Origin of the sequence: Streptomyces sp. NBC_01689 (assembly GCF_036250675.1) — a bacterium.
Taxonomy (GTDB): Bacteria; Actinomycetota; Actinomycetes; order Streptomycetales; family Streptomycetaceae; genus Streptomyces.
In genome coordinates this window covers 7,546,696-7,565,712 of record NZ_CP109592.1, presented here as the reverse complement: position 1 = coordinate 7,565,712, position 19,017 = coordinate 7,546,696, and the positions used below count along the sequence as shown (strand labels likewise).

17 protein-coding genes are annotated in these 19,017 nt (G+C 70.1%); 4 read left to right on the top strand and 13 right to left on the bottom strand.

Features of this window, described 5'->3' with window-relative positions:
• Complete coding sequence (locus OG776_RS32360; protein WP_148007694.1) at positions 1–1,260, bottom strand: MFS transporter; 1,260 nt, start codon at positions 1,258–1,260, stop codon at positions 1–3.
• Between the two features lie 120 nt (positions 1,261–1,380).
• Here OG776_RS32360 and OG776_RS32355 point away from each other — a divergent pair, with 120 nt between their 5' ends.
• A complete protein-coding gene (locus OG776_RS32355) occupies positions 1,381–2,394 on the top strand; it encodes a LacI family DNA-binding transcriptional regulator (RefSeq protein WP_329322962.1) in 1,014 nt (337 codons plus the stop codon).
• A gap of 153 nt (positions 2,395–2,547) precedes the next feature.
• Here OG776_RS32355 and prcA read toward each other — a convergent pair whose 3' ends face one another.
• The 6 genes from prcA to arc form a co-directional block, all read right to left on the bottom strand.
• Positions 2,548–3,294, bottom strand: coding sequence for a proteasome subunit alpha (gene prcA / locus OG776_RS32350; RefSeq protein WP_148007692.1), 747 nt, complete (start codon positions 3,292–3,294; stop codon positions 2,548–2,550).
• A gap of 56 nt (positions 3,295–3,350) precedes the next feature.
• Entirely contained in the window at positions 3,351–4,196 is an 846-nt protein-coding gene (gene prcB / locus OG776_RS32345) for a proteasome subunit beta (RefSeq protein ID WP_148007691.1), read from the bottom strand.
• Positions 4,148–4,432, bottom strand: a complete 285-nt coding sequence (locus OG776_RS32340; protein WP_410093138.1) for an endonuclease domain-containing protein — start codon at positions 4,430–4,432, stop codon at positions 4,148–4,150. Before OG776_RS32340 ends, prcB begins: the two co-directional genes overlap by 49 nt.
• Before the next feature lie 92 nt (positions 4,433–4,524).
• Positions 4,525–4,743 carry a ubiquitin-like protein Pup gene (locus OG776_RS32335; protein WP_037739193.1) on the bottom strand — a complete coding sequence of 73 codons (219 nt, stop codon included), beginning with the start codon at positions 4,741–4,743 and terminating at the stop codon, positions 4,525–4,527.
• 167 nt (positions 4,744–4,910) lie between these two features.
• Positions 4,911–6,422 carry a depupylase/deamidase Dop gene (gene dop, locus OG776_RS32330; RefSeq protein ID WP_351636423.1) on the bottom strand — a complete coding sequence of 504 codons (1,512 nt, stop codon included), beginning with the start codon at positions 6,420–6,422 and terminating at the stop codon, positions 4,911–4,913.
• A gap of 234 nt (positions 6,423–6,656) precedes the next feature.
• Complete coding sequence (arc, locus tag OG776_RS32325; RefSeq protein WP_099923559.1) at positions 6,657–8,423, bottom strand: proteasome ATPase; 1,767 nt, start codon at positions 8,421–8,423, stop codon at positions 6,657–6,659.
• 253 nt (positions 8,424–8,676) lie between these two features.
• On the opposite strand from arc, the gene OG776_RS32320 reads away from it, so the two are divergent.
• Complete coding sequence (locus OG776_RS32320; protein ID WP_148007690.1) at positions 8,677–8,982, top strand: ferredoxin; 306 nt, start codon at positions 8,677–8,679, stop codon at positions 8,980–8,982.
• A 48-nt stretch (positions 8,983–9,030) separates the two neighbouring features.
• On the opposite strand, the gene OG776_RS32315 is transcribed toward OG776_RS32320, so the two are convergent.
• The 3 genes from OG776_RS32315 to OG776_RS32305 form a co-directional block, all read right to left on the bottom strand.
• Positions 9,031–9,606, bottom strand: coding sequence for a hypothetical protein (locus OG776_RS32315; protein ID WP_148007689.1), 576 nt, complete (start codon positions 9,604–9,606; stop codon positions 9,031–9,033).
• A 230-nt stretch (positions 9,607–9,836) separates the two neighbouring features.
• On the bottom strand, positions 9,837–10,739 hold the full coding sequence (locus tag OG776_RS32310; RefSeq protein WP_148007688.1) for a tRNA (adenine-N1)-methyltransferase: 903 nt from the start codon (positions 10,737–10,739) through the stop codon (positions 9,837–9,839).
• Positions 10,740–10,870: 131 nt separating this feature from the next.
• On the bottom strand, positions 10,871–12,622 hold the full coding sequence (locus OG776_RS32305) for a site-2 protease family protein (RefSeq protein ID WP_443077297.1): 1,752 nt from the start codon (positions 12,620–12,622) through the stop codon (positions 10,871–10,873).
• Positions 12,623–12,758: 136 nt separating this feature from the next.
• Between OG776_RS32305 and OG776_RS32300 the strand changes: the two genes are divergently transcribed.
• A complete protein-coding gene (locus tag OG776_RS32300; RefSeq protein WP_148007687.1) occupies positions 12,759–13,667 on the top strand; it encodes a RecB family exonuclease in 909 nt (302 codons plus the stop codon).
• Positions 13,668–13,681: 14 nt separating this feature from the next.
• Positions 13,682–14,353 carry a response regulator gene (locus OG776_RS32295; RefSeq protein WP_010988071.1) on the top strand — a complete coding sequence of 224 codons (672 nt, stop codon included), beginning with the start codon at positions 13,682–13,684 and terminating at the stop codon, positions 14,351–14,353.
• A gap of 125 nt (positions 14,354–14,478) precedes the next feature.
• On the opposite strand, the gene OG776_RS32290 is transcribed toward OG776_RS32295, so the two are convergent.
• From OG776_RS32290 to OG776_RS32280, 3 genes are all read right to left on the bottom strand, one after another.
• Complete coding sequence (locus OG776_RS32290; RefSeq protein WP_148007686.1) at positions 14,479–16,062, bottom strand: ABC transporter substrate-binding protein; 1,584 nt, start codon at positions 16,060–16,062, stop codon at positions 14,479–14,481.
• A gap of 83 nt (positions 16,063–16,145) precedes the next feature.
• Entirely contained in the window at positions 16,146–17,753 is a 1,608-nt protein-coding gene (locus OG776_RS32285) for an ABC transporter substrate-binding protein (protein ID WP_148007685.1), read from the bottom strand.
• Between the two features lie 445 nt (positions 17,754–18,198).
• Positions 18,199–18,900, bottom strand: coding sequence for an HAD family hydrolase (locus OG776_RS32280; RefSeq protein WP_148007683.1), 702 nt, complete (start codon positions 18,898–18,900; stop codon positions 18,199–18,201).
• Positions 18,901–19,017: the final 117 nt, after the last annotated feature.

Here is a 19,017-nt window from a genome sequence, read left to right as displayed (position 1 = left end):
TTACGCCCGATCCCCCGAGCTGAAACGGGGTTCGACGGCACGGTTTGGATCATTTTCCGATGAGACCGCAACTACCGCACCGTCCCCGGTAGCTGCGAGGACCCGCCCCGTGGCCAGCAGAACCACCAGTGCGGCGGCTCCCGCGGCGCCCGGTACGGCGAAGCCCCACACCGTCCCGCCCCACTCCACGACCGGCCCCGCGAGGCCCGTCCCGACCGACGCTCCCACGGTGAACGTGGTCACAAGCCAGGAGAACGCCTCGGTGACGGTGCCCTTCGGGGCGTGCCGGTCCACGATGATGAACGCGCAGGCGATGCAGGGCGCCAGGAACACGCCGGCGAGCGCCGCGAGGGCGGTCATGGCGGCCGCGCCCGGCATCAGCAGGAGCGGCAGGTAACACAGCGCCAGGAAGGCCACCAGCACCCGCAGTCGCCGCTCGGGCGCGCCCGTCCGGGGCCGCGACCCGTACACCGTGCCGCCGACGAGCGCGCCGAGACCCAGGGCCGCCATCAGCCAGCCGTACACCGCGTCCCCGCCGTGGCCGTCGGCGTACGACACCGCGGCGACCGTGATCGAGCCGAGCGCGCTCCCCACGAACAGGAAGGCGCCGAGCAGGGCCAGCAGACCCGGTGAGCGCAGCGCGCCGAGCCAGTGCGCCTCGCGCGGTGCCGAGCGCCACGCGCGCGAGGGCGGCGAGACGACCACCCAGAGGGCGCCCAGCACCCCGATGCCGTTCAGGATGAGCAGCGCGGCCTGTGCGGACCAGAGGGACACGAAGAGCGTCACCAGGAGGGGCCCGACGGTGAACATGACCTCTTGGGCCACGGCGTCCATCGCGTACGCGGTGTGCACCTGGTCCTCGCGGCGCAGCACGGACGGCCACAGGGCGCGCAGGCCGCCCTCCAGGGGCGGGGTGAAGAGCCCGGCGACCACCATGGCGGCGTAGGCGACGGGCAGCGGGTCGGTGCCCGAGAGGGCGAAGACGGCCATGCCGAGGGCCGAGACCAGCGCGGCGGGCAGCTGGACGCGCGGCTGCCCGTGGAGATCCACGAGCCGCCCGAGCAGCGGCTGTCCCACGGCGTTGGCCACGCCGTACACGGCGGCGAGCGCCCCCGCCAGGCCGTACGTGCCGCCCTCGGCCCGGATGAAGAGCACGACCGCGATGGCGGCGGTCGCGTTCGGCAGCCGTCCGGTGAGGGTGCCGGCGAGCAGCCGGGCGGCGTGCCTCGCCCTGAGGATCTCCAGGTATCCCGCGGCCATGTTCCCGCCTTCTCCGCCGGGCGTCCGGGAGACCCCGCGCCGCCAGTGTTACGTATAACGTGCTTCGCCATACGTACCATGTGCCCAGTCCGAGAGTCCAGACGAAGGAGCAGGTCGCCGGTGGCACGAGCCAGCACGCGCCCCACGAGCCGGGACGTCGCCCGGGCCGCTGGGGTCTCCCAGGCCGCGGTCTCCCTCGTGCTGGGCGAGAAGTGGCGCGGCCGGGTCTCGGAGGCGACGGCGGACCGGGTCCGGGCCGCCGCCCAGGGGCTCGGCTACCGCCCGAACCTGGCCGCCCGCAACCTCCGGCTCGGACGCACCCGTACGGTCCTGCTGGTGGTCCCGGCGCTCACCACGGAGTTCTTCGCCGGCGTCTACACCGGCGCGGCACGGGTGGCCTCCGCCCACGGCTTCGGGGTGGTCCTCTACCCGTCGCCGGAGGGCATCGGTCCCGCCCGTGACCCGTTCGGCTCCGCGCGGGCGGCTCTGGACGGCGTCATCGCCTCCTCCATGGCCGCGGACGCCCTCACCGCGATCCGGGGCGACCAGCTTCCCCTGGTGATGCTGGACAGCGACCCGGCGGGCAGCCTGGGCGCGGCCACCGTGAACCTCGACATCCGGGACGGCGTCCGGCAGGTGACGGACCACCTCCTGGCCCTCGGGCACCTCGATTTCCTGCACCTGGGGGCGGACATCGCGTCCTGGACCTTCGAGGTGCGTGCCCGGGAACTGGCGGCCCGGCTGGCGGAGGTCCCGGGCACGACGCTGCGCACGGCGCGTGCCCCGATCTCCATCGAGGACTCCCGTGCCGCCGCCGAGGCGGCCCTGTCGGCGCCGGGACCCCGGCCGACGGCCCTGGTCAGCGACGACGACAACCTCGCGGCCGGCGCCTACAAGGCGGCCCGCCGCCTCGGCCTGCGGGTCCCGGACGACCTCTCGATCACGGGCCTGGACGACCTGGCCCTCGCCCGTGCCCTCGACCCCGAGCTGACCACGGTCCGGCTGGATGCGGAGCTGTTCGGCGAGCGGGGCATGAAGGCCCTCCTCGCCGTCCTGGACGGCCGTACGCCGCCCCGGGGGGACATCCCGGTCGAACTGGTCGTCCGCGGCTCCACGGCGCCCCCACCCCGCTGAACCCGGGCACCGGGACCGACGCTCAGCGGTTCCTCGGGCGTCCTGTCCGTGCCGTGCCCTCGCCCCCGCCCTTGTCCGGACACCCTTGTCCTTGTCCGGACACGACCGCGCCCCGCGCACCGGGTGACCGGTGGGCGGGGCGCGGCGGCGAGGTCACTCGTCGTCTTCGGGGTCCTCGGCCTCGGTGGCGGTGGAGGCGCCGCCCTCCTCCAGCAGCCGGGCCAGCTGGCGCCCGACGATGCGCTTGAACTTGCGCTGCTGCGGGCGCGTGCGGTCCAGGATCGCGACCTCCAGGCGCTCGGCGGGGATCTCCCGCTCTCCGCCGTTCGGCTCCCGCGACAGTGACTGCACGGCCAGCTTCAGCGCCTCGGCCAGCGACATGCCGTCCTGGTGGCGCTGGTCCAGATAGCTGCTGATCTGCTCGGCGTTGCCGCCGACCGCGACCGAGCCGTGCTCGTCCACGATCGATCCGTCGTGCGGAAGGCGGTAGATCTGGTCGCCGTCGGGGGTCTCCCCCACCTCGGCGACCACCAGCTCCACCTCGTACGGCTTCTCGGCCGCGCTGGAGAAGATGGTGCCCAGCGTCTGGGCGTACACGTTGGCCAGGCCGCGCGCCGTCACGTCGTCGCGGTCGTAGGTGTACCCGCGCAGATCGGCGTAGCGCACACCGCCGATCCGCAGGTTCTCGTACTCGTTGTACTTCCCGGCGGCCGCGAAGCCGATCCGGTCGTAGATCTCGCTGAACTTGTGCAGCGCGCGGGACGGGTTCTCGCCGACGAACACGATGCCGTCGGCGTACTGCAGCACGACGAGGCTGCGACCGCGGGCGATGCCCTTGCGCGCGTACTCCGCACGGTCGGCCATGGCCTGCTGGGGTGAGACATAGAACGGCGTCGACACCGGTTATCCGTCCCTTTCTGTCGAAGTCACAGGGTCACCTGGGGGGAGCGACTGGCTCAGAGCAGCGCGGCCCGCGGGCCGTCCGGCTGCTCCAGGCGCCGCTCCAGGATCGCGCGGGCGATCTCTGAGGACTCCTCGTCGGTGAGACGGCGGAAACCCTCTTCGGTGATCACGGTGACGATCGGGTAGATCCGGCGGGCGACGTCGGGACCGCCCGTCGCCGAGTCGTCGTCGGCCGCGTCGTACAGCGCCTGGATGACCAGGGTGGTGGCCTGTTCCTCGGTCAGGTCGCCGCGGTAGAGCTTCTTCATGGCGCCGCGCGCGAAGATCGAGCCGGAGCCGGTGGCGGCGTACCCCTGCTCCTCGGAGCGGCCGCCGGTGACGTCGTAGGAGAAGATGCGGCCCTTGTCACGGTCCACGTCGTAGCCCGCGAAGAGGGGGACCACGGCGAGGCCCTGCATGGCCATGCCGAGGTTGGAACGGATCATGGTGGAGAGCCGGTTGGCCTTGCCCTCCAGGGAGAGCGTGGCGCCCTCGACCTTCTCGAAGTGCTCCAGTTCGAGCTGGAACAGCTTGACCATCTCCACGGCCAGGCCCGCCGTGCCGGCGATGCCCACCGCCGAGTACTCGTCGGCCGGGAAGACCTTCTCGATGTCGCGCTGGGCGATCATGTTTCCCATGGTGGCGCGCCGGTCGCCGGCGAGGACGACACCGCCGGGGAAGGTGACGGCGACGATGGTCGTGCCGTGCGGCGCCTCGATCACGCCCTGCACGGGCGGCAGCTGCCGGCGGCCCGGGAGCATCTCCGGCTGGTGCTCGGAGAGGAAGTCCATGAAGGACGACGACCCGGGCGTCAGGAAGGCAGCCGGTAGACGCCCGGTGCTACGAGTGTTGGCTTCCACGGGGATCCTTCCAAGTAGGCGGCAGCCCGACGAACAGCGTCGGGATCATCTCCCAACTTGCCGATGGCCGAATTGCAGTTGAAGCACGGTACGCCACGGACCCTACCCGTCCGGTGGCTTTGATCCACATGAACGGCGACAGCTTTCGAACAGATCGCCCGAAGCCCCCGGAAACCGCGGTCCGGGCGAAGGCCGCTCGCGGTCCGGCCTCGGCCGCACCGCGAGCAGCACTTCACACCCAGCCCCGGCGACGCTCGGTCGCCTTGATGCCGAACCCTCGATTCGAAGGAAAGCGGCCCTACTGGCCTCCTTCATTCGGAAAGGCGGCCTACTGGCCACCCTTCTGAACGAAAGAGCGCACGAAGTCCTCGGCGTTCTCCTCCAGGACATCGTCGATCTCGTCCAGAACCGAGTCGACGTCGTCGCTCAGCTTCTCCTGGCGTTCCTTGAGGTCGTCCGTCGCCTGCGCGTCCTGCGCCTGCTCCTCGACCTCCTCGGTGGAACGCGTCGCCTTCTGCTGTCCGCCGCCGGTGTCCTTGGTCGCCATAACCCTCACCCCGCTCGGTTCGACGTTCTTGATCAGACCCTACAAGCAGGGTCCGACATCGGCCCCGCAGTTGCTACAACGTCCGGGGGCCACCTCGATGATTCCCGGACGTCGCCCTTTTCCACCCCGATGTGCCGACCGGGTCCGAGGACCCCCGTACGGCGGGCTCAGGCGCCCGAGAGGACCTTGACCAGGTCTTCCGCCGTGCGACAGCGATCGAGGAGTTCCTTGACGTGATTACGCGTTCCGCGAAGCGGCTCCAGGGTTGGAACCCGCTGCAGGGAGTCCCTGCCGGGCAGATCGAAGATCACCGAGTCCCAGGAGGCCGCCGCGACGTCGTCCGCGTACTGTTCGAGACACCGGCCGCGGAAGTACGCGCGGGTGTCCTCCGGCGGCTTGGTGCGCGCCCGCTCCACGTCCGTCTCGTCCAGCAGGCGCTTCATCTTGCCGCGGGCGGCCAGCCGGTTGTACAGGCCCTTCTCGGCCCGCACGTCGGCGTACTGGAGGTCGACCAGATGCAGCCGGGCGGCGTCCCAGTCGAGGCCGTCACGGCGCCGGTAGCCCTCCATGAGCTCCCGCTTGGCGACCCAGTCGAGCTCGCCCGAGAGGCTCATGGGGTCGTTCTCCAGCCGGTTCAGGGTGTCCTCCCAGCGGACCAGCACGTCCTTCGTCTGGTCGTCGGCGTCCGCCCCGAACCGCTCCTCCACGTATTTGCGCGACAGCTCGAAGTACTCCATCTGGAGCTGCACCGCGGTCAGCGTGCGCCCGCTGCGCAGCGTGACGAGCCGCTTCAGGGTGGGGTCGTGCGAGACCTGGTGCAGCGTGCGCACCGGCTGGTCGACCGCCAGGTCGACGGCGATGAACCCGTCCTCGATCATGGACAGGACCAGGGCGGTCGTGCCCAGCTTCAGATAGGTCGAGATCTCCGACAGGTTCGCGTCACCGATGATCACGTGCAGCCTGCGGTACTTCTCGGCGTCCGCGTGCGGCTCGTCGCGGGTGTTGATGATGGGGCGCTTCAGCGTGGTCTCCAGGCCCACCTCGACCTCGAAGTAGTCGGCCCGCTGACTGAGCTGGAAGCCGTGTTCGTGGCCGTCCTGGCCGATACCGACGCGGCCCGCTCCGGTGACGACCTGGCGCGACACGAAGAACGGCGTCAGGTGGCGCACGATGTCCGAGAAGGGGGTCTCCCGCTTCATCAGGTAGTTCTCGTGCGTGCCGTACGAGGCGCCCTTGTTGTCGGTGTTGTTCTTGTACAGGTGGATCGGCTGGGCGCCGGGGAGCTGGGCCGCCCGCTCCGCGGCCTCCGCCATGATGCGCTCGCCGGCCTTGTCCCACAGGACCGCGTCCCACGGGTTGGTGACCTCGGGAGAGCTGTACTCGGGGTGCGCGTGGTCCACGTACAGCCGTGCGCCGTTGGTGAGGATGACATTGGCCAGGCCGATGTCCTCGTCGGTGAGCTGGCTGGAGTCGGCGGCCTCGCGGGCGAGGTCGAAGCCTCGCGCGTCCCGCAGCGGGTTCTCCTCCTCGAAGTCCCAGCGGGCGCGGCGCGCCCGGTGCATCGCCGCCGCGTACGCGTTGACGATCTGGGACGAGGTGAGCATGGCATTGGCGTTGGGGTGACCGGCGACGGAGATCCCGTACTCCGTCTCGATGCCCATTACTCGCCGTACGGTCATGCGGCCCTCCTTGCCCGGCGGCGCCCTCGGTCGGGGGCGCTGCTCAAGTACCGCTGGTGCTCCGGTGCGTGTGCGGTGCCCGTCCCCGCAACGCGCGACCCGGCGGTACGAAAGAGCCTAGAACGCCTCTGCGCTGGTGGGGAGATCATTTGCGTCATTGCTGTGCTCCGGCCGTGCCCCGGAAAGCAGTCGGCTGCGGATACCCGTGGAGGGCACCCGCAGCCGCCCTGGCTTTTACAGGTACTGACCGGTATTGGCCACCGTGTCGATGGAGCGTCCGGTGTCCGCGCCCTGCTTTCCGGTGACGAGCGTCCGGATGTACACGATCCGTTCGCCCTTCTTTCCGGAGATCCTGGCCCAGTCGTCCGGGTTGGTGGTGTTCGGCAGGTCCTCGTTCTCCTTGAACTCGTCCACGCACGCCTGGAGGAGGTGGGAGACCCGGAGTCCCTTCTGGTTCTGTTCGAGGAAGGCCTTGATGGCGGCCTTCTTGGCACGGCCCACGATGTTCTCGATCATGGCGCCGGAATTGAAGTCCTTGAAATACAGGACTTCCTTGTCGCCATTGGCGTAGGTGACCTCGAGGAAGCGGTTCTCCTCGGATTCGGCGTACATCTGTTCCACGGCGGTCTGGATCATGCCGTGGACGGTGGCCGCCCGGTCACCGCCGTGCTCTCCGAGGTCGTCGGAGTGCAGCGGGAGGCGCTGGGTGAGGTACTTCGCGAAGATGTCCTTGGCGGCCTCGGCGTCCGGGCGCTCGATCTTGATCTTGACGTCGAGCCGTCCGGGGCGCAGGATCGCGGGGTCGATCATGTCCTCGCGGTTCGAGGCACCGATCACGACCACGTTCTCCAGGCCCTCCACGCCGTCGATCTCGGCGAGCAGCTGGGGGACGATGGTGTTCTCCACGTCCGAGCTGACGCCCGATCCACGGGTCCGGAAGAGGGACTCCATCTCGTCGAAGAAGACGATGACGGGGGTGCCCTCGCTGGCCTTCTCACGAGCACGCTGGAAGACGAGGCGGATCTGCCGCTCGGTCTCGCCGACGTACTTGTTCAGGAGCTCGGGGCCCTTGATGTTGAGGAAGAAGCTCTTGCCGGTGGCCTGACCGGTCACCTCGGCGACCTTCTTGGCCAGCGAGTTGGCGACCGCCTTGGCGATGAGCGTCTTGCCGCATCCGGGGGGCCCGTAGAGCAGCACACCCTTGGGCGGCCGCAGTTCGTGCTCCTTGAAGAGGTCGGGATAGAGGTACGGGAGCTCGACCGCGTCACGGATCAGTTCGATCTGGTTGCCCAGGCCGCCGATCTGCTCGTAGCCGATGTCCGGGACCTCTTCGAGGACGAGCTCCTCGACCTCGCTCTTGGGAACGACCTCGTAGACATAGCCGGAGCGGGGTTCGAGAAGCAGGGCGTCGCCGGGACGGATGGTGACGTCCAGCAACGGCTCCGCGAGCCGTACCACCCGTTCCTCGTCGGTGTGCCCCACCACGAGGGCGCGCTCGCCGTCCTCCAGGATCTCCTTGAGGGTGACGATGTCGCCGACGCTCTCGTACTCCATGGCCTCGACCACGTTGAGGGCTTCGTTGAGCATCACTTCCTGGCCGCGCCTGAGCTCCTCGAGCTCCACGCTGGGGCTGACGTTCACCCGGAGCTTGCGGCCCCCGGTGAAGATGTCCGCCGTGCCGTCCTCGTTCGCCACGAGGAAGACACCGAAGCCCGCCGGCGGCTGCGCGAGCCGGTCGACCTCCTCCTTGAGGGCCACGATCTGGTCGCGGGCCTCACGGAGCGTGTTGGCGAGCCGCTCGTTCTGCGCGGACACGCCGGCCAGGTTGGTCTGCAGCTCGACGATCCGCTCTTCGAGAATCCTCGTGTGCCGCGGAGAGTCGGCGAGCTTGCGTCGCAGGACGGCGATCTCCTGCTCAAGGTAGGCAACCTGCCCGGCAGGGTCATCGGACCCTCGTCCCGGGCGGATGCCGCGGTTCATGTCGTCGTCGTGGGCTGCCACGGTCCTCACCTCCTCCAAGGGGAGCTGGACGCTTCCAGACCCTACCTGGGTGGGTGTCGATTGAAACCCCTAGATCACAAAGACTGTCGAGGTGTGTCCGATCTTCACCCTTGCGCTCTCCCTCACGCCAGGGGAATACCCACCCAACATGATTGGGAAGCCGACGGAGGTAGGCTCAAAGTGTTCAACACCCGTCAGAGCTGGCCCGATTCCCCAGTCTTCGGATCGCTCGACGAAGGAAATGGCAGGAGAAATGACCGTGCAGCAGGAGGCCGGAGCAGGCGGCGAGGCGCTCGAGGTCTGGATCGACCAGGATCTCTGTACCGGAGACGGGATCTGCGCCCAGTACGCGCCGGAGGTCTTCGAGCTGGACATCGACGGCCTGGCGTACGTGAAGGGCGCCGACGACGAGCTCCTCCAGGCCCCCGGGGCCACAACGCCCGTACCGCTGACGCTTCTGCGTGACGTGGCCGACTCGGCCAAGGAGTGCCCGGGCGACTGCATCCACGTACGTCGGGTTTCGGACAGGGTCGAGGTCTACGGACCCGACGTGGAGTGACCCGGTAGCCACTCCACGTGACGGATTGTCTCTTTTCTCACGTTGTTCTCATACGCTCTGGGCGCCGGAGGGCGTCGAGCGGATGAACGCTCCGTTCCTCCACTGCCACTTGGCGCCGTCCTTGACGTCCGGGCAGCAACTCGGCACGTCGGCCGACGAGTAGCCGAGCAGGGTCGCGGTGACGGCGCCGTCACGTACCGCGAAGTCCGTGACGGTCAGTCGGTCCCTCGGGGCGACCAGGGTGGCCACGACCCGGGGCTCCTTGCCCGCCCCGCCCCCGGTGAGGACGTAGACGCCGTCGGGCGGGGTGCCCGAGCCCGCGTCGCAGTGGACCACGGCGACCGTCTCCGGGCTGCCGTCGCCGTCGAGGTCCCCGGACGCCTTCTTCCGTACGACGGCCTCGGCGGGGCCGCAGTCGATCGGGAAGGTGACGGCCGCCGGGTCCGGGGGCGCGATCGCCGCCGGGGCGGCCTTGGCCGTGGCGCCGGGCTGGGCCGCCCTGGCCGATCCGGGCTGGACGACCGAGGAGAGGGCGACGACTCCGGCCAGCGCGGTGGCCGTCGCCAGCCAGTGGATGGGACGGGTGTGCGTGTGTGCCAGTTCCGGGACGACGGATTGCTGCACTGGGAGCGTCTCCTGGGAGGGCTGTGCCGGCGGGGGGTGGGGTGGCCAGCATGGTGCCACACGTCACAGTCGGGTGGAACGGCGGGGTCCGGACTTCTGGCGGCGCGTCAACAGAAACGCGCCGTGCCCCAGTTGCGGAAAGGCCTGTGGCCGGGTTCCCGGGGGTCTCCGGGAACTCGGCCACAGGGGTGGAGCGTTGGATCGGCCGCTCGGCGGGGACGCCGGCGGGATCAGCGGGCGGTGCCGCCGTCGGCGTTGGGGCCGGCGTAGTCCTCGCCGTAGGCGCCCTTGGCGGGGCGGCGCCGGCGCATGGGCGGCTCGACGCCGTCCGCGAGGCGGCGGGCGGTGAGCAGGAACCCGGTGTGCCCGATCATCCGGTGGTCCGGGCGGACGGCGAGGCCCTCGATGTGCCAGTTGCGGATCATCGACTCCCAGGCGGTCGGTTCGTTGAAGGAGCCGATCTCGCGGATGGACTCGACGGTCCGCGCGAGCTGGGTGGTCGTCGCCACGTAGCAGCAGAGGATGCCGCCGGGGACAAGCGCCTTGGAGACGGCCTCCAGGCACTCCCAGGGGGCGAGCATGTCGAGGATGACGCGGTCGACCTCGGTGTCGCTCAGGTTGTCCTGGAGGTCGCCCACGGTGAGCTGCCAGGCGGGGTGCGGACCGCCGAAGTAGCGCTCCACGTTCTGCTGGGCGATCTCCGCGAAGTCCTCGCGGCGCTCGTAGGAGTGCAGCATGCCCTGGTCACCGATGGCGCGCAGCAGGAAGCTGCTGAGTGAGCCGGAGCCGACGCCCGCCTCCACGACGCGCGCGCCGGGGAAGATGTCCGCGAAGGCCAGGATCTGCCCCGCGTCCTTGGGGTAGACCACGGCGGCGCCGCGGGGCATGGACAGGACGTAGTCGGGGAGCAGGGGGCGCAGCGCGAGATAGGCGACGTTCCCCGTGGTGCGGACAACGCTGCCCTCGGGAGCACCGATCAGCTCGTCGTGCGGGAAGGAACCCTTGTGGGTGTGGAAGTTCTTCCCGGCCTCGAGCGTGAACGTGTAGTGGCGGCCCTTGGGGTCGGTCAGCTGAACCTGGTCCCCGACCTTGAAGGGCCCGCGCCTGCGGGCGGCACCGGTCGGTTCGGACATGCGAACAGCCTACCGGTCCCCGCGCGGGGCGCCGACCATGGGCGCCGCCGGGCCGCCGCCCCGGGCGCCGGGCCGGTGGCGGCGCCGCGTCCGGGCACCGCCCGTCGGGGCGCGCGGCCCCCGCGGGCGGCTCAGGAGGGCCTGGCCATCGCCTTGACGAAGGCCCGCTCCACGTCGGCGGCCGAGAGGACGCCGTAGATCTCGCCGGACTCCTCCACCACCAGGTACTCGGTCGCGGGGGTCGCGCGCAGTACGTCGAGGAGGGGCTCGCCCGCGAGCTCGGCGGAGACGCGCATGCCGTCGGTGATGTCCTGGGCGAGGCCGCTGACGGCGACCCAGGGGCGGCGGTGCTCCGGTACGCCGACAATGGCGGCCTCGCGCACCAGGGAGAGGGGCTCGCCGTCCGAGTCGACGACGACCAGGGCGCGGGCACCCGCGTCGTTGGCGCGGCGCAGCGCCTCGGAGAGGGGGGTGCTGGTCTCGACCGGGACTGCTCGCCGGGTGAGCGAGCGGGCCCGCAGTTCGGGCAGGTGCTCGCGCAGACGGGCCATGCGGAGGCTGTTGCCGGCGCCGGTCCAGATGATCGCGGCGAGGATCGCGGCCAGCAGGGCGTCGGTGACCGTGTCCATGCCGCCGATGTTGTCCTGGGTCTCGCCGAGCGCTCCGGACTGGGTGAGCAGGGGCAGTCCGATCAGGACGGAGACGGCGAGCGCGCGGCCGACCCAGGCGGCCGCGACGGTGCCGCTCATCGGCCTGCCGGTGATCTTCCAGACGACGGCGCGCAGCATCCGGCCGCCGTCCAGGGGCAGGCCGGGAAGCAGGTTGAAGGCGGCCACGATCAGGTTGGAGATCATCAGGCCGGCCAGCAGGACGCCGGGGACGGTGCCGGGCTCGACGGCGAGCATGGCGAGGTAGAAGAGGCCGGAGAGGACGAGGGAGAGCAGCGGTCCGACGAAGGCCAGCACGAACTCGCGGCCCGGGGTCTCGGCCTCCTTCTCGATCTCGGACACCCCGCCGAAGAACTGCAGCTGGATCCGGCGGACCGGCAGCTTGAAGCGCAGGGCGGCGACCGTGTGGGCCAGTTCGTGGACCAGGACGGAAGCGTAGAAGGCGACCGCGAAGAAGAGGGAGACGAGGTAGCGCAGGGCGCCGAGTTCGGGCAGCACGCGGTCGAGCTGGCCGCCGAACACCCAGGTGATCAGCGCGGCCACGAGGAACCAGCTGGGCGCGACGTACACCGGTACGCCGAACGGACGCCCCATCAGAAGACCGCCGCCGGGCTCCCGGCCCCGCCGCGGGGGCTTCGGCCGGCCGGGGCCGCCGTCCACGCCGGTCCCGCCGTCCCCGCCGGTGCCGGAGTGGGCGAGGGTGCGGTGGTGCGCGGAGGGGTCCGTGCCGGTGTCGGGCCGGCCGTGCGCCCGCTGCGGCGACGCGGCGCCGGGGCCGGTTCCGGCTCCGGCAGAGGCCTCTTCAGGTGTCCCGTGGTCCGGCGCGGTGTCCGCGGGCCGTGCCGTCCCTGCGGAGGTGTCGCCGTCCGGGCCCGGCCGGTGGTCAGGGGCGTCGCGCGGTGCGGCCGGTCCGGTGGGCGGGGTGCTCGTCGCCGGTCCGTCCCCGGAGGCGCCGTGCGGTGCGGGGCCGGCCGGCGCCTCAGGATGCGGGCGGGCCGGGTCGGGGGCGGGGGCGTCCGGGTCGGTGGGTGCCTGCCCCGCGGGGGGCTCGTGCCGGTCAGGTCCGGAGCGCGTGGCGTCGGCGGCCGGGCCCGCGGGGACCTGGGGCCCCTCGTGGCGCTCGGTCGCTTCGTCGGTGCCGGATCGCGGCTGCCCGCTCCCGCCGCTCTCGTCCACGATGTCCCCTCGTTCGAAGCGTCTCCCGCTCCCGGTCACACGGAGCAGGGTCTGTGCTCGATGGTATGCGTCGGTCGCGACACGTTCCGCCCCGGCACCCCCTCTGTTCTCCGCGCCGTCGCACAGGTCCCTCGCGTGCACTCACTGTCAGTGGCGGGCCGTAAGGTCTTGGGACATGGAGACCAGCACCGAGGGCGCCGTGCCGCCCGAGCCGACCGCGGCCGTCACGGCCGCCGTGCCGCCGGCGTCGCTCTCGCCCTCGCGCGCCGGCGACTTCATGCAGTGCCCGCTGCTCTACCGGTTCCGGGTGATCGACAAGCTCCCCGAGAAGCCGAGCGAGGCGGCCACCCGCGGCACGCTGGTGCACGCGGTGCTGGAGCGGCTCTTCGACGCCCCGGCGACGGAGCGGACGGTCCCGCGGGCCAAGTCCCTCATCCCCGCGCAGTGGGACCGGCTGCGCGAGAGCCGCCCCGAGGTCGTGGAGCTGTTCGCCGACGACCCCGAGGGCGAGCGCCTGGCGCGCTGGCTCGGCGAGGCGGAGAGTCTGGTGGAGCGCTGGTTCAGCCTGGAGGACCCCACCCGGCTCGAACCCGCGGAGCGCGAGCTGTTCGTCGAGGCCCGGCTCGACTCCGGGCTGAAGCTGCGCGGCATCATCGACCGGGTCGACGTGGCGCCGACCGGCGAGGTCAGGATCGTCGACTACAAGACGGGCAAGGCCCCCCGGCCCGAGTACGCCGAGGGCGCGTTGTTCCAGATGAAGTTCTACGCCCTCGTGGTGTGGCGGCTGAAGGGAGTGGTCCCGCGCCGCCTCCAGCTCGTCTACCTGGGCAGCGGCGACGTGCTGACGTACGACCCGGCGATCGCGGACCTGGAGCGGGTGGAGCGCAAGCTGCTCGCGCTGTGGGAGGCGATCCGGGAGGCCACCGAGACGGGTGACTGGCGGCCGCGTCCCACCAAACTGTGCGGCTGGTGCGACCACCAGGCGGTGTGTCCGGAATTCGGCGGTACTCCCCCGCCGTATCCGCTCCCGGTCAGGGCGCCCGAGTCGGGCGGTACCGAGCAGGGCAGAATGGGGCCGGACTAGCGAAGGAGACTTACGTGGCCATCCGCGTCCTACTGGTCGACGACCAGCCGCTGCTGCGTACCGGCTTCCGGATGATTCTGGAGGCCGAGCAGGATCTGGCGGTCGTCGGCGAGGCCGGTGACGGTCTCCAGGCACTGGATCAGGTGCGTGCCCTGCAGCCCGATGTGGTTCTGATGGACATCCGCATGCCGCGGATGGACGGGGTGGAGGCGACCCGGCAGATCACCGGCCCCGGGCGCGACGGTCCGGCGAAGGTGCTCGTCCTCACCACCTTCGACCTCGACGAGTACGTGGTGGAGGCGCTGCGCGCGGGCGCCAGCGGTTTCCTTCTGAAGGACGCTCCGGCCAACGAGCTGGTGCAGGCGATCCGGGTCGTCGCCGCGGGCGAGGCGATGCTCGCCCCGAGCATCACGCGCCGGCTCCTGGACAAGTACGCGGGTCATCTGCCGTCCGGTGACGAGCCGGTGCCCGACACCCTGCACACCCTCACCGAGCGCGAGGTGGAGGTCCTGAAGCTGGTGGCGCGCGGCCTGTCGAACGCGGAGATCGCCGCCGACCTCTTCGTCAGCGAGACCACCGTCAAGACGCATGTGGGCCACGTCCTCACCAAGCTGGGTCTGCGGGACCGGGTGCAGGCCGCGGTGTACGCGTACGAGAGCGGGTTGGTGCGCCCCGGCGCGCAGTGAGTCCGCGCGGCCGTGGGCGCCTTCCTCCGGGACGTACGGAGGAAGGCGCCCACGGCTGTTCCCCAGGGCATCCGCGTACGGGGCCGTCCGCGTACGGGCGCACGCGGACGGCCCCGTACGTCCGGTCAGTCCTTGCTGATCTCCCAGAACCGGAACACGGTCGAGGTGTCGAGGCAGTTCTCCACGCCGTAGACGTTCTCCCCGGCGACCGCGTACTGCTTGGCCTGCCAGACCGGGATGACCGGGAGCTGATCGGCCACGATGCCCTGGAGCCTGCCGTAGTCGGCCTCGGTGGCGGAACGATTCTGCTGAACGGCCGTCTTCGGGATGAGCCGACCGGTGATGGTGCTGTTGGAGTAGTTGTTCTGCAGCACGTTGCCCTTGCCGAAGAACGGGGCCGTGAAGTTGTCCGGGTCCGGGTAGTCGGGCACCCAGCCCTTCACGTAGACGCCGTACTTGCCGTGCGCGACGTCCTTCTCGTACCGGCTGAAGGGGACGGACTTGACGGTCGCGTGGAACAGCCCGCTGGCGTTGAGCTGCTGGGCGATCGCCTTGAACTCCTCGTCGGTGGCCGGACCGTAGCGCGACGGGGTCGACCAGAGGGTGAGGGAGACCTTGCCGGTGATGCCCTCGTCCTTGAGGGCCGCCGCGGCCTGCGCCTTCGACGGGCGGGGGCCGTAGGTGTCGGAGAAGGCCGTGTCGTGCCCCGTGATCCCGGCCGGGATGATCGAGTAGAGCGGCGCCGCCGTGCCCTGGTAGACCTTGCTGACGAGGGCGTCGCGGTCGAGGAGGTGGGCGATGGCCTTGCGCACTCCGAGCTTTCCGGCCACCGGGTCGTGCATGTTGAAGACCAGGTGCTGCACCTCGGCGCTGCTGCCCTGGACGACGTCGACGCCCTTGCCCGTGGCGGTGCCGTCGGTGATGTCCGCGATGCCGTCGGCGTCCAGACCCCGGTAGGCGACGTCGATCCGGTGGTCCAGCACCGCAGCCCTGAGGGCCGCCTGGTCGTCGTGGAAGAACTTCAGGGTGACGCCGGAGTTCTTGACCTTGGCGGTGCCCCGGTAGCTGCCGTTGACCGAGAAGACGGCCTGGTCCTTGCCGAAGGAGTCGAGTTTGTACGGGCCCGAACCGACCGCCCGGTGGTCCCGGCGCAGCTGGTCGCCCACGTACTGCCGGTGGTCCACGATCGATCCGGCGCCCGAGGCGATCTTGCTCGGGAAGGTGGCGTCACCGTACTTGAGCTTGAAGACGACGGTCCTGGCGTCCGGGGTCCGCACCGAGTCGAGCATGGGGAACATGACCGCGGGGCCGTTGGGGTCGGCGATGTCCAGCGTGCGGTCGAAGGAGAACTTGACGTCCTTCGAGGTGAGCGGGTCACCGTTGCTGAACTTCAGGCCGTCCCGGAGGGTGCAGGTGTAGACGGTGGTCCCGGTGCCCGAGAAGGAGCACTTCTCGGCGGCTTCGGGCGTCGGCTCCGTCGCGCCGTTGGCGAAGCTCAGCAGGGTCTGGAAAACGTTGTCGAACAACAGCCAGGACCCGGGGTCGTACCCGGAGGCCGGGTCGGTGGCCAGGACGTCGTCGGACATACCGATCACGAGGGAGGAGCCGGTGCCCCCGGTGCCGCCCGTTTCCGAGCCACAGCCGGCGAGCAGGCCGATGGCCAGCCCCGTCGCTATGGACAGGACCGGCCATTGGTTGCGCATGTTCACGAGGAGGTGCCTTGTCATTGGTTCTCTGGGGCGCCGGTCCGGCGGATGCCGGTCCGGGGCGGCCGACGCCCCCGGAGGACCGATCAGCTGCCCACGCCGCGACCGAGCTCCCACAGCTGCAGCGTCGAGGAGGAGTTCAGGGCCCACTCGGCGCCCGTGATGTCGTCCCGTGCGGCGATGTACTGCTTACCCTGCCACAACGGAAGGATCGGGACATCGTCGGCCACTATGTCCTGGATGGTCGTGAGGCTCTTCGACGCGGTCAGACGGTCGGCCTCGCGACGCGAGTCCGGGATCAGCGAGCCGCGGATCTTGGAGTTCACGTACGGGGAGCCGAGGGTGTTGTCCTTGTCGAGGAACGGCGCCAGGTAGTTGTCGGCGTCCGGGAAGTCGGGGAACCAGCCCATGCCGTAGACCTGGTACTCGCCCTTCTTCTCGGCCGGGCGGAACGACTCCCAGGGCGTGCCCTTGATCTGGACCTGGAACAGGCCGGTGGCGTTGAGCTGCTGCTGCAGCACCTCGAACTCCGGCTTGGTGGCCGAGCCGTAGTGGTCGGTCGTGTAGTGCAGGGTGAGCTTCACCGGCGTGGTGATGCCGGCCTTGGACAGCGTCGTGGCCGCCCGGGAGGCGCTCGGGTCGCCGTACTTGTTGAAGAACGAGTTCGAGTGACCGGTGATGGTGGCCGGGACGAGCGAGTACAGCGGCTCGGCCTGGGAGCCGTACACCTTGGAGACCAGCTCGCCGCGGTTGACGACCTCGGCCATCGCCTGCCGGACGGCCTTGCTCTTCACCGACGGGTCGTCGGTGTTGAAGCCGAGGTAGCGGATCTCGAGGCCGGGCATCTCGACGAGGTTGATCTTGCTGTCGGTGCCCAGGTTGCCGAGCTTCTGGATCTGGTCCGGCGTCATCGAACGGGTCATCAGGTCGATGTCGCCCTTGTTGAGCGCGGCGCCCATGGCGTCGGCGCTGTCGAAGGACCGCATCTCGACCTTGCTGTTCTTCGGCTTCAACAGACCCTTGTAGTTCGGGTTCTTGGTGAAGACGACCTTGACCGCCGCGTCGCCCTTGACGTCGGCCTCAAGGGTGTACGGACCCGAGCCGTCGACCTGGAAGCCGTCGCGCAGCTTGTCCTTCTCGTAGTCCTTGGGGTTCACGATGCCGGCGACCGGGGTCGACAGCTTGAACGGGAAGGTCGCGTCCGCGCTCTTGAGGTGGAAGATCACCTCGCGGTCGCCCTGCGCCTCGACGGTGTCGATGGTGGACAGCAGCGCGAACACACCACTGTCGGCCTTGATGGCCAGGGCGCGGTCGATCGAGAACTTCACGTCCTTGGCGGTGATCGGGTCGCCGCTCGCGAACTTCAGGCCCTCGCGCAGCTTGCAGGCGTAGCGCTCGTTGCCGGAGTCGGTGAAACCGCAGCTCTCGGCGGCTTCGGGCTGGGGATCGCCGTCACCACGGGGCTGGACCATCAGCGTCTGCACCGTCTGACGCAAGATGTTCCAGGTGCCGACGTCGTACGCGTACGCCGGGTCGAGAGGAGCCGGGGCGTCCTTCGACGCGGAGAACCGGTCCGTGGTGCCGACGACGATCGGGTCGCCGCCGTTGCCCCCGCTGTCGGAACCGCCGCACGCGGCGAGCACCGGGGCGAGCAGACCCACAACGGCCGGCAGCACCAAAGTCTTGCGGTTCATGCTCGAGTTTCTCCAGAGCTGTCGTGTCCGTGTACACGCCAAACAGGGGTGGTGCGGGCGAGTCACGGGGGTTATGGCGAGGTTCTCGCGCTGACATTAGTCCGCACCGCCAGTACACCCGGCAGAGACCGGAGTTGAGTTCCCATCACGCAGCGAAACCGGGCGTGGACGCACCGATAACCCGACAGCGGAAGGATTCGTGCAGCGTTCCACCAATCAGGACACAAGGACGTCCCGATCACCCCCGAAAAGGGGACAACGGCACACTGCGACCACTCTGTCGACCCTCTGTCACGTGACGAACATCACATGACCAACTTGGCTGCGGTGTACCGGAATTCGGCCATCCGCCCACAGATCGAATTCTTCGCGGCGACTCCGTTCCGCCTACCCGCGGATACGCCGCGGCAATCCGATCATTCGGATCCGCACGCTGGGTGAACGCCTAGCGCATTTCCGTCATCAGACCGCGCAGAAAGGCCAGGTCGACCTCTTCCAGGGAGGTCACGACCGTGCGCCGGGCGGCGGCCGAGATGGGGGCGACGGAGGGTACGGCGACCACCTGACAGCCCGCCGCCTCCGCGGCCGCGACGCCGGTGGCGGTGTCCTCGATCACCGCGCAGCGGGCCGGGTCCGCGCTGAGACCGGCGGCCGCCAGCAGGTACGGGTCGGGGAACGGCTTCGTGCGCTCCACCTCGTCGCCCGCGACGGTCAGCGTGAAGTACTGGGGTCCGAGCGAGGCCAGGATCCGGTCGATGATCCGCCGATGCGAGGCGGAGACCAGGGCGGTGGGAATCCTGTGGGCGGCGAGCTCCGCGAGGAGCCGGGACGCGCCCGGCATCAGCGGCAGGGCCGTACCGATACGGCGCTCGAAGCCGTCGTTCAGCAGCACCGAGAGCTCGTCGAAGGTGATGTCGGCGCCGGTGGCCTCGATCAGGAAGTTCGCGCTGCGGCTCATGGGACCGCCGACGACGACCTGGCGCCAGGACTCGTCGAGGGTGTGCCCGAGCGTCTTGAAGATCTCGACCTCGACGTCCCACCAGAACCCCTCGGTGTCCACCAGGGTGCCGTCCATGTCGAGGAGTACGGCTTGCAGTGCGGAGCCTTCGGCCGTACGGGTACCGAGCGCGGGGACCGTGCTGGTCATCCTGGCACACCTCCTGGAGGGACGATCAGGCCGGTCACCCTTCGAGGAGCAAGGGGCGACCGGCCTGCGGTGGACCGACCAGTGTACGTCTCCCGTGGCCGGAGTGCCTGCCGACAC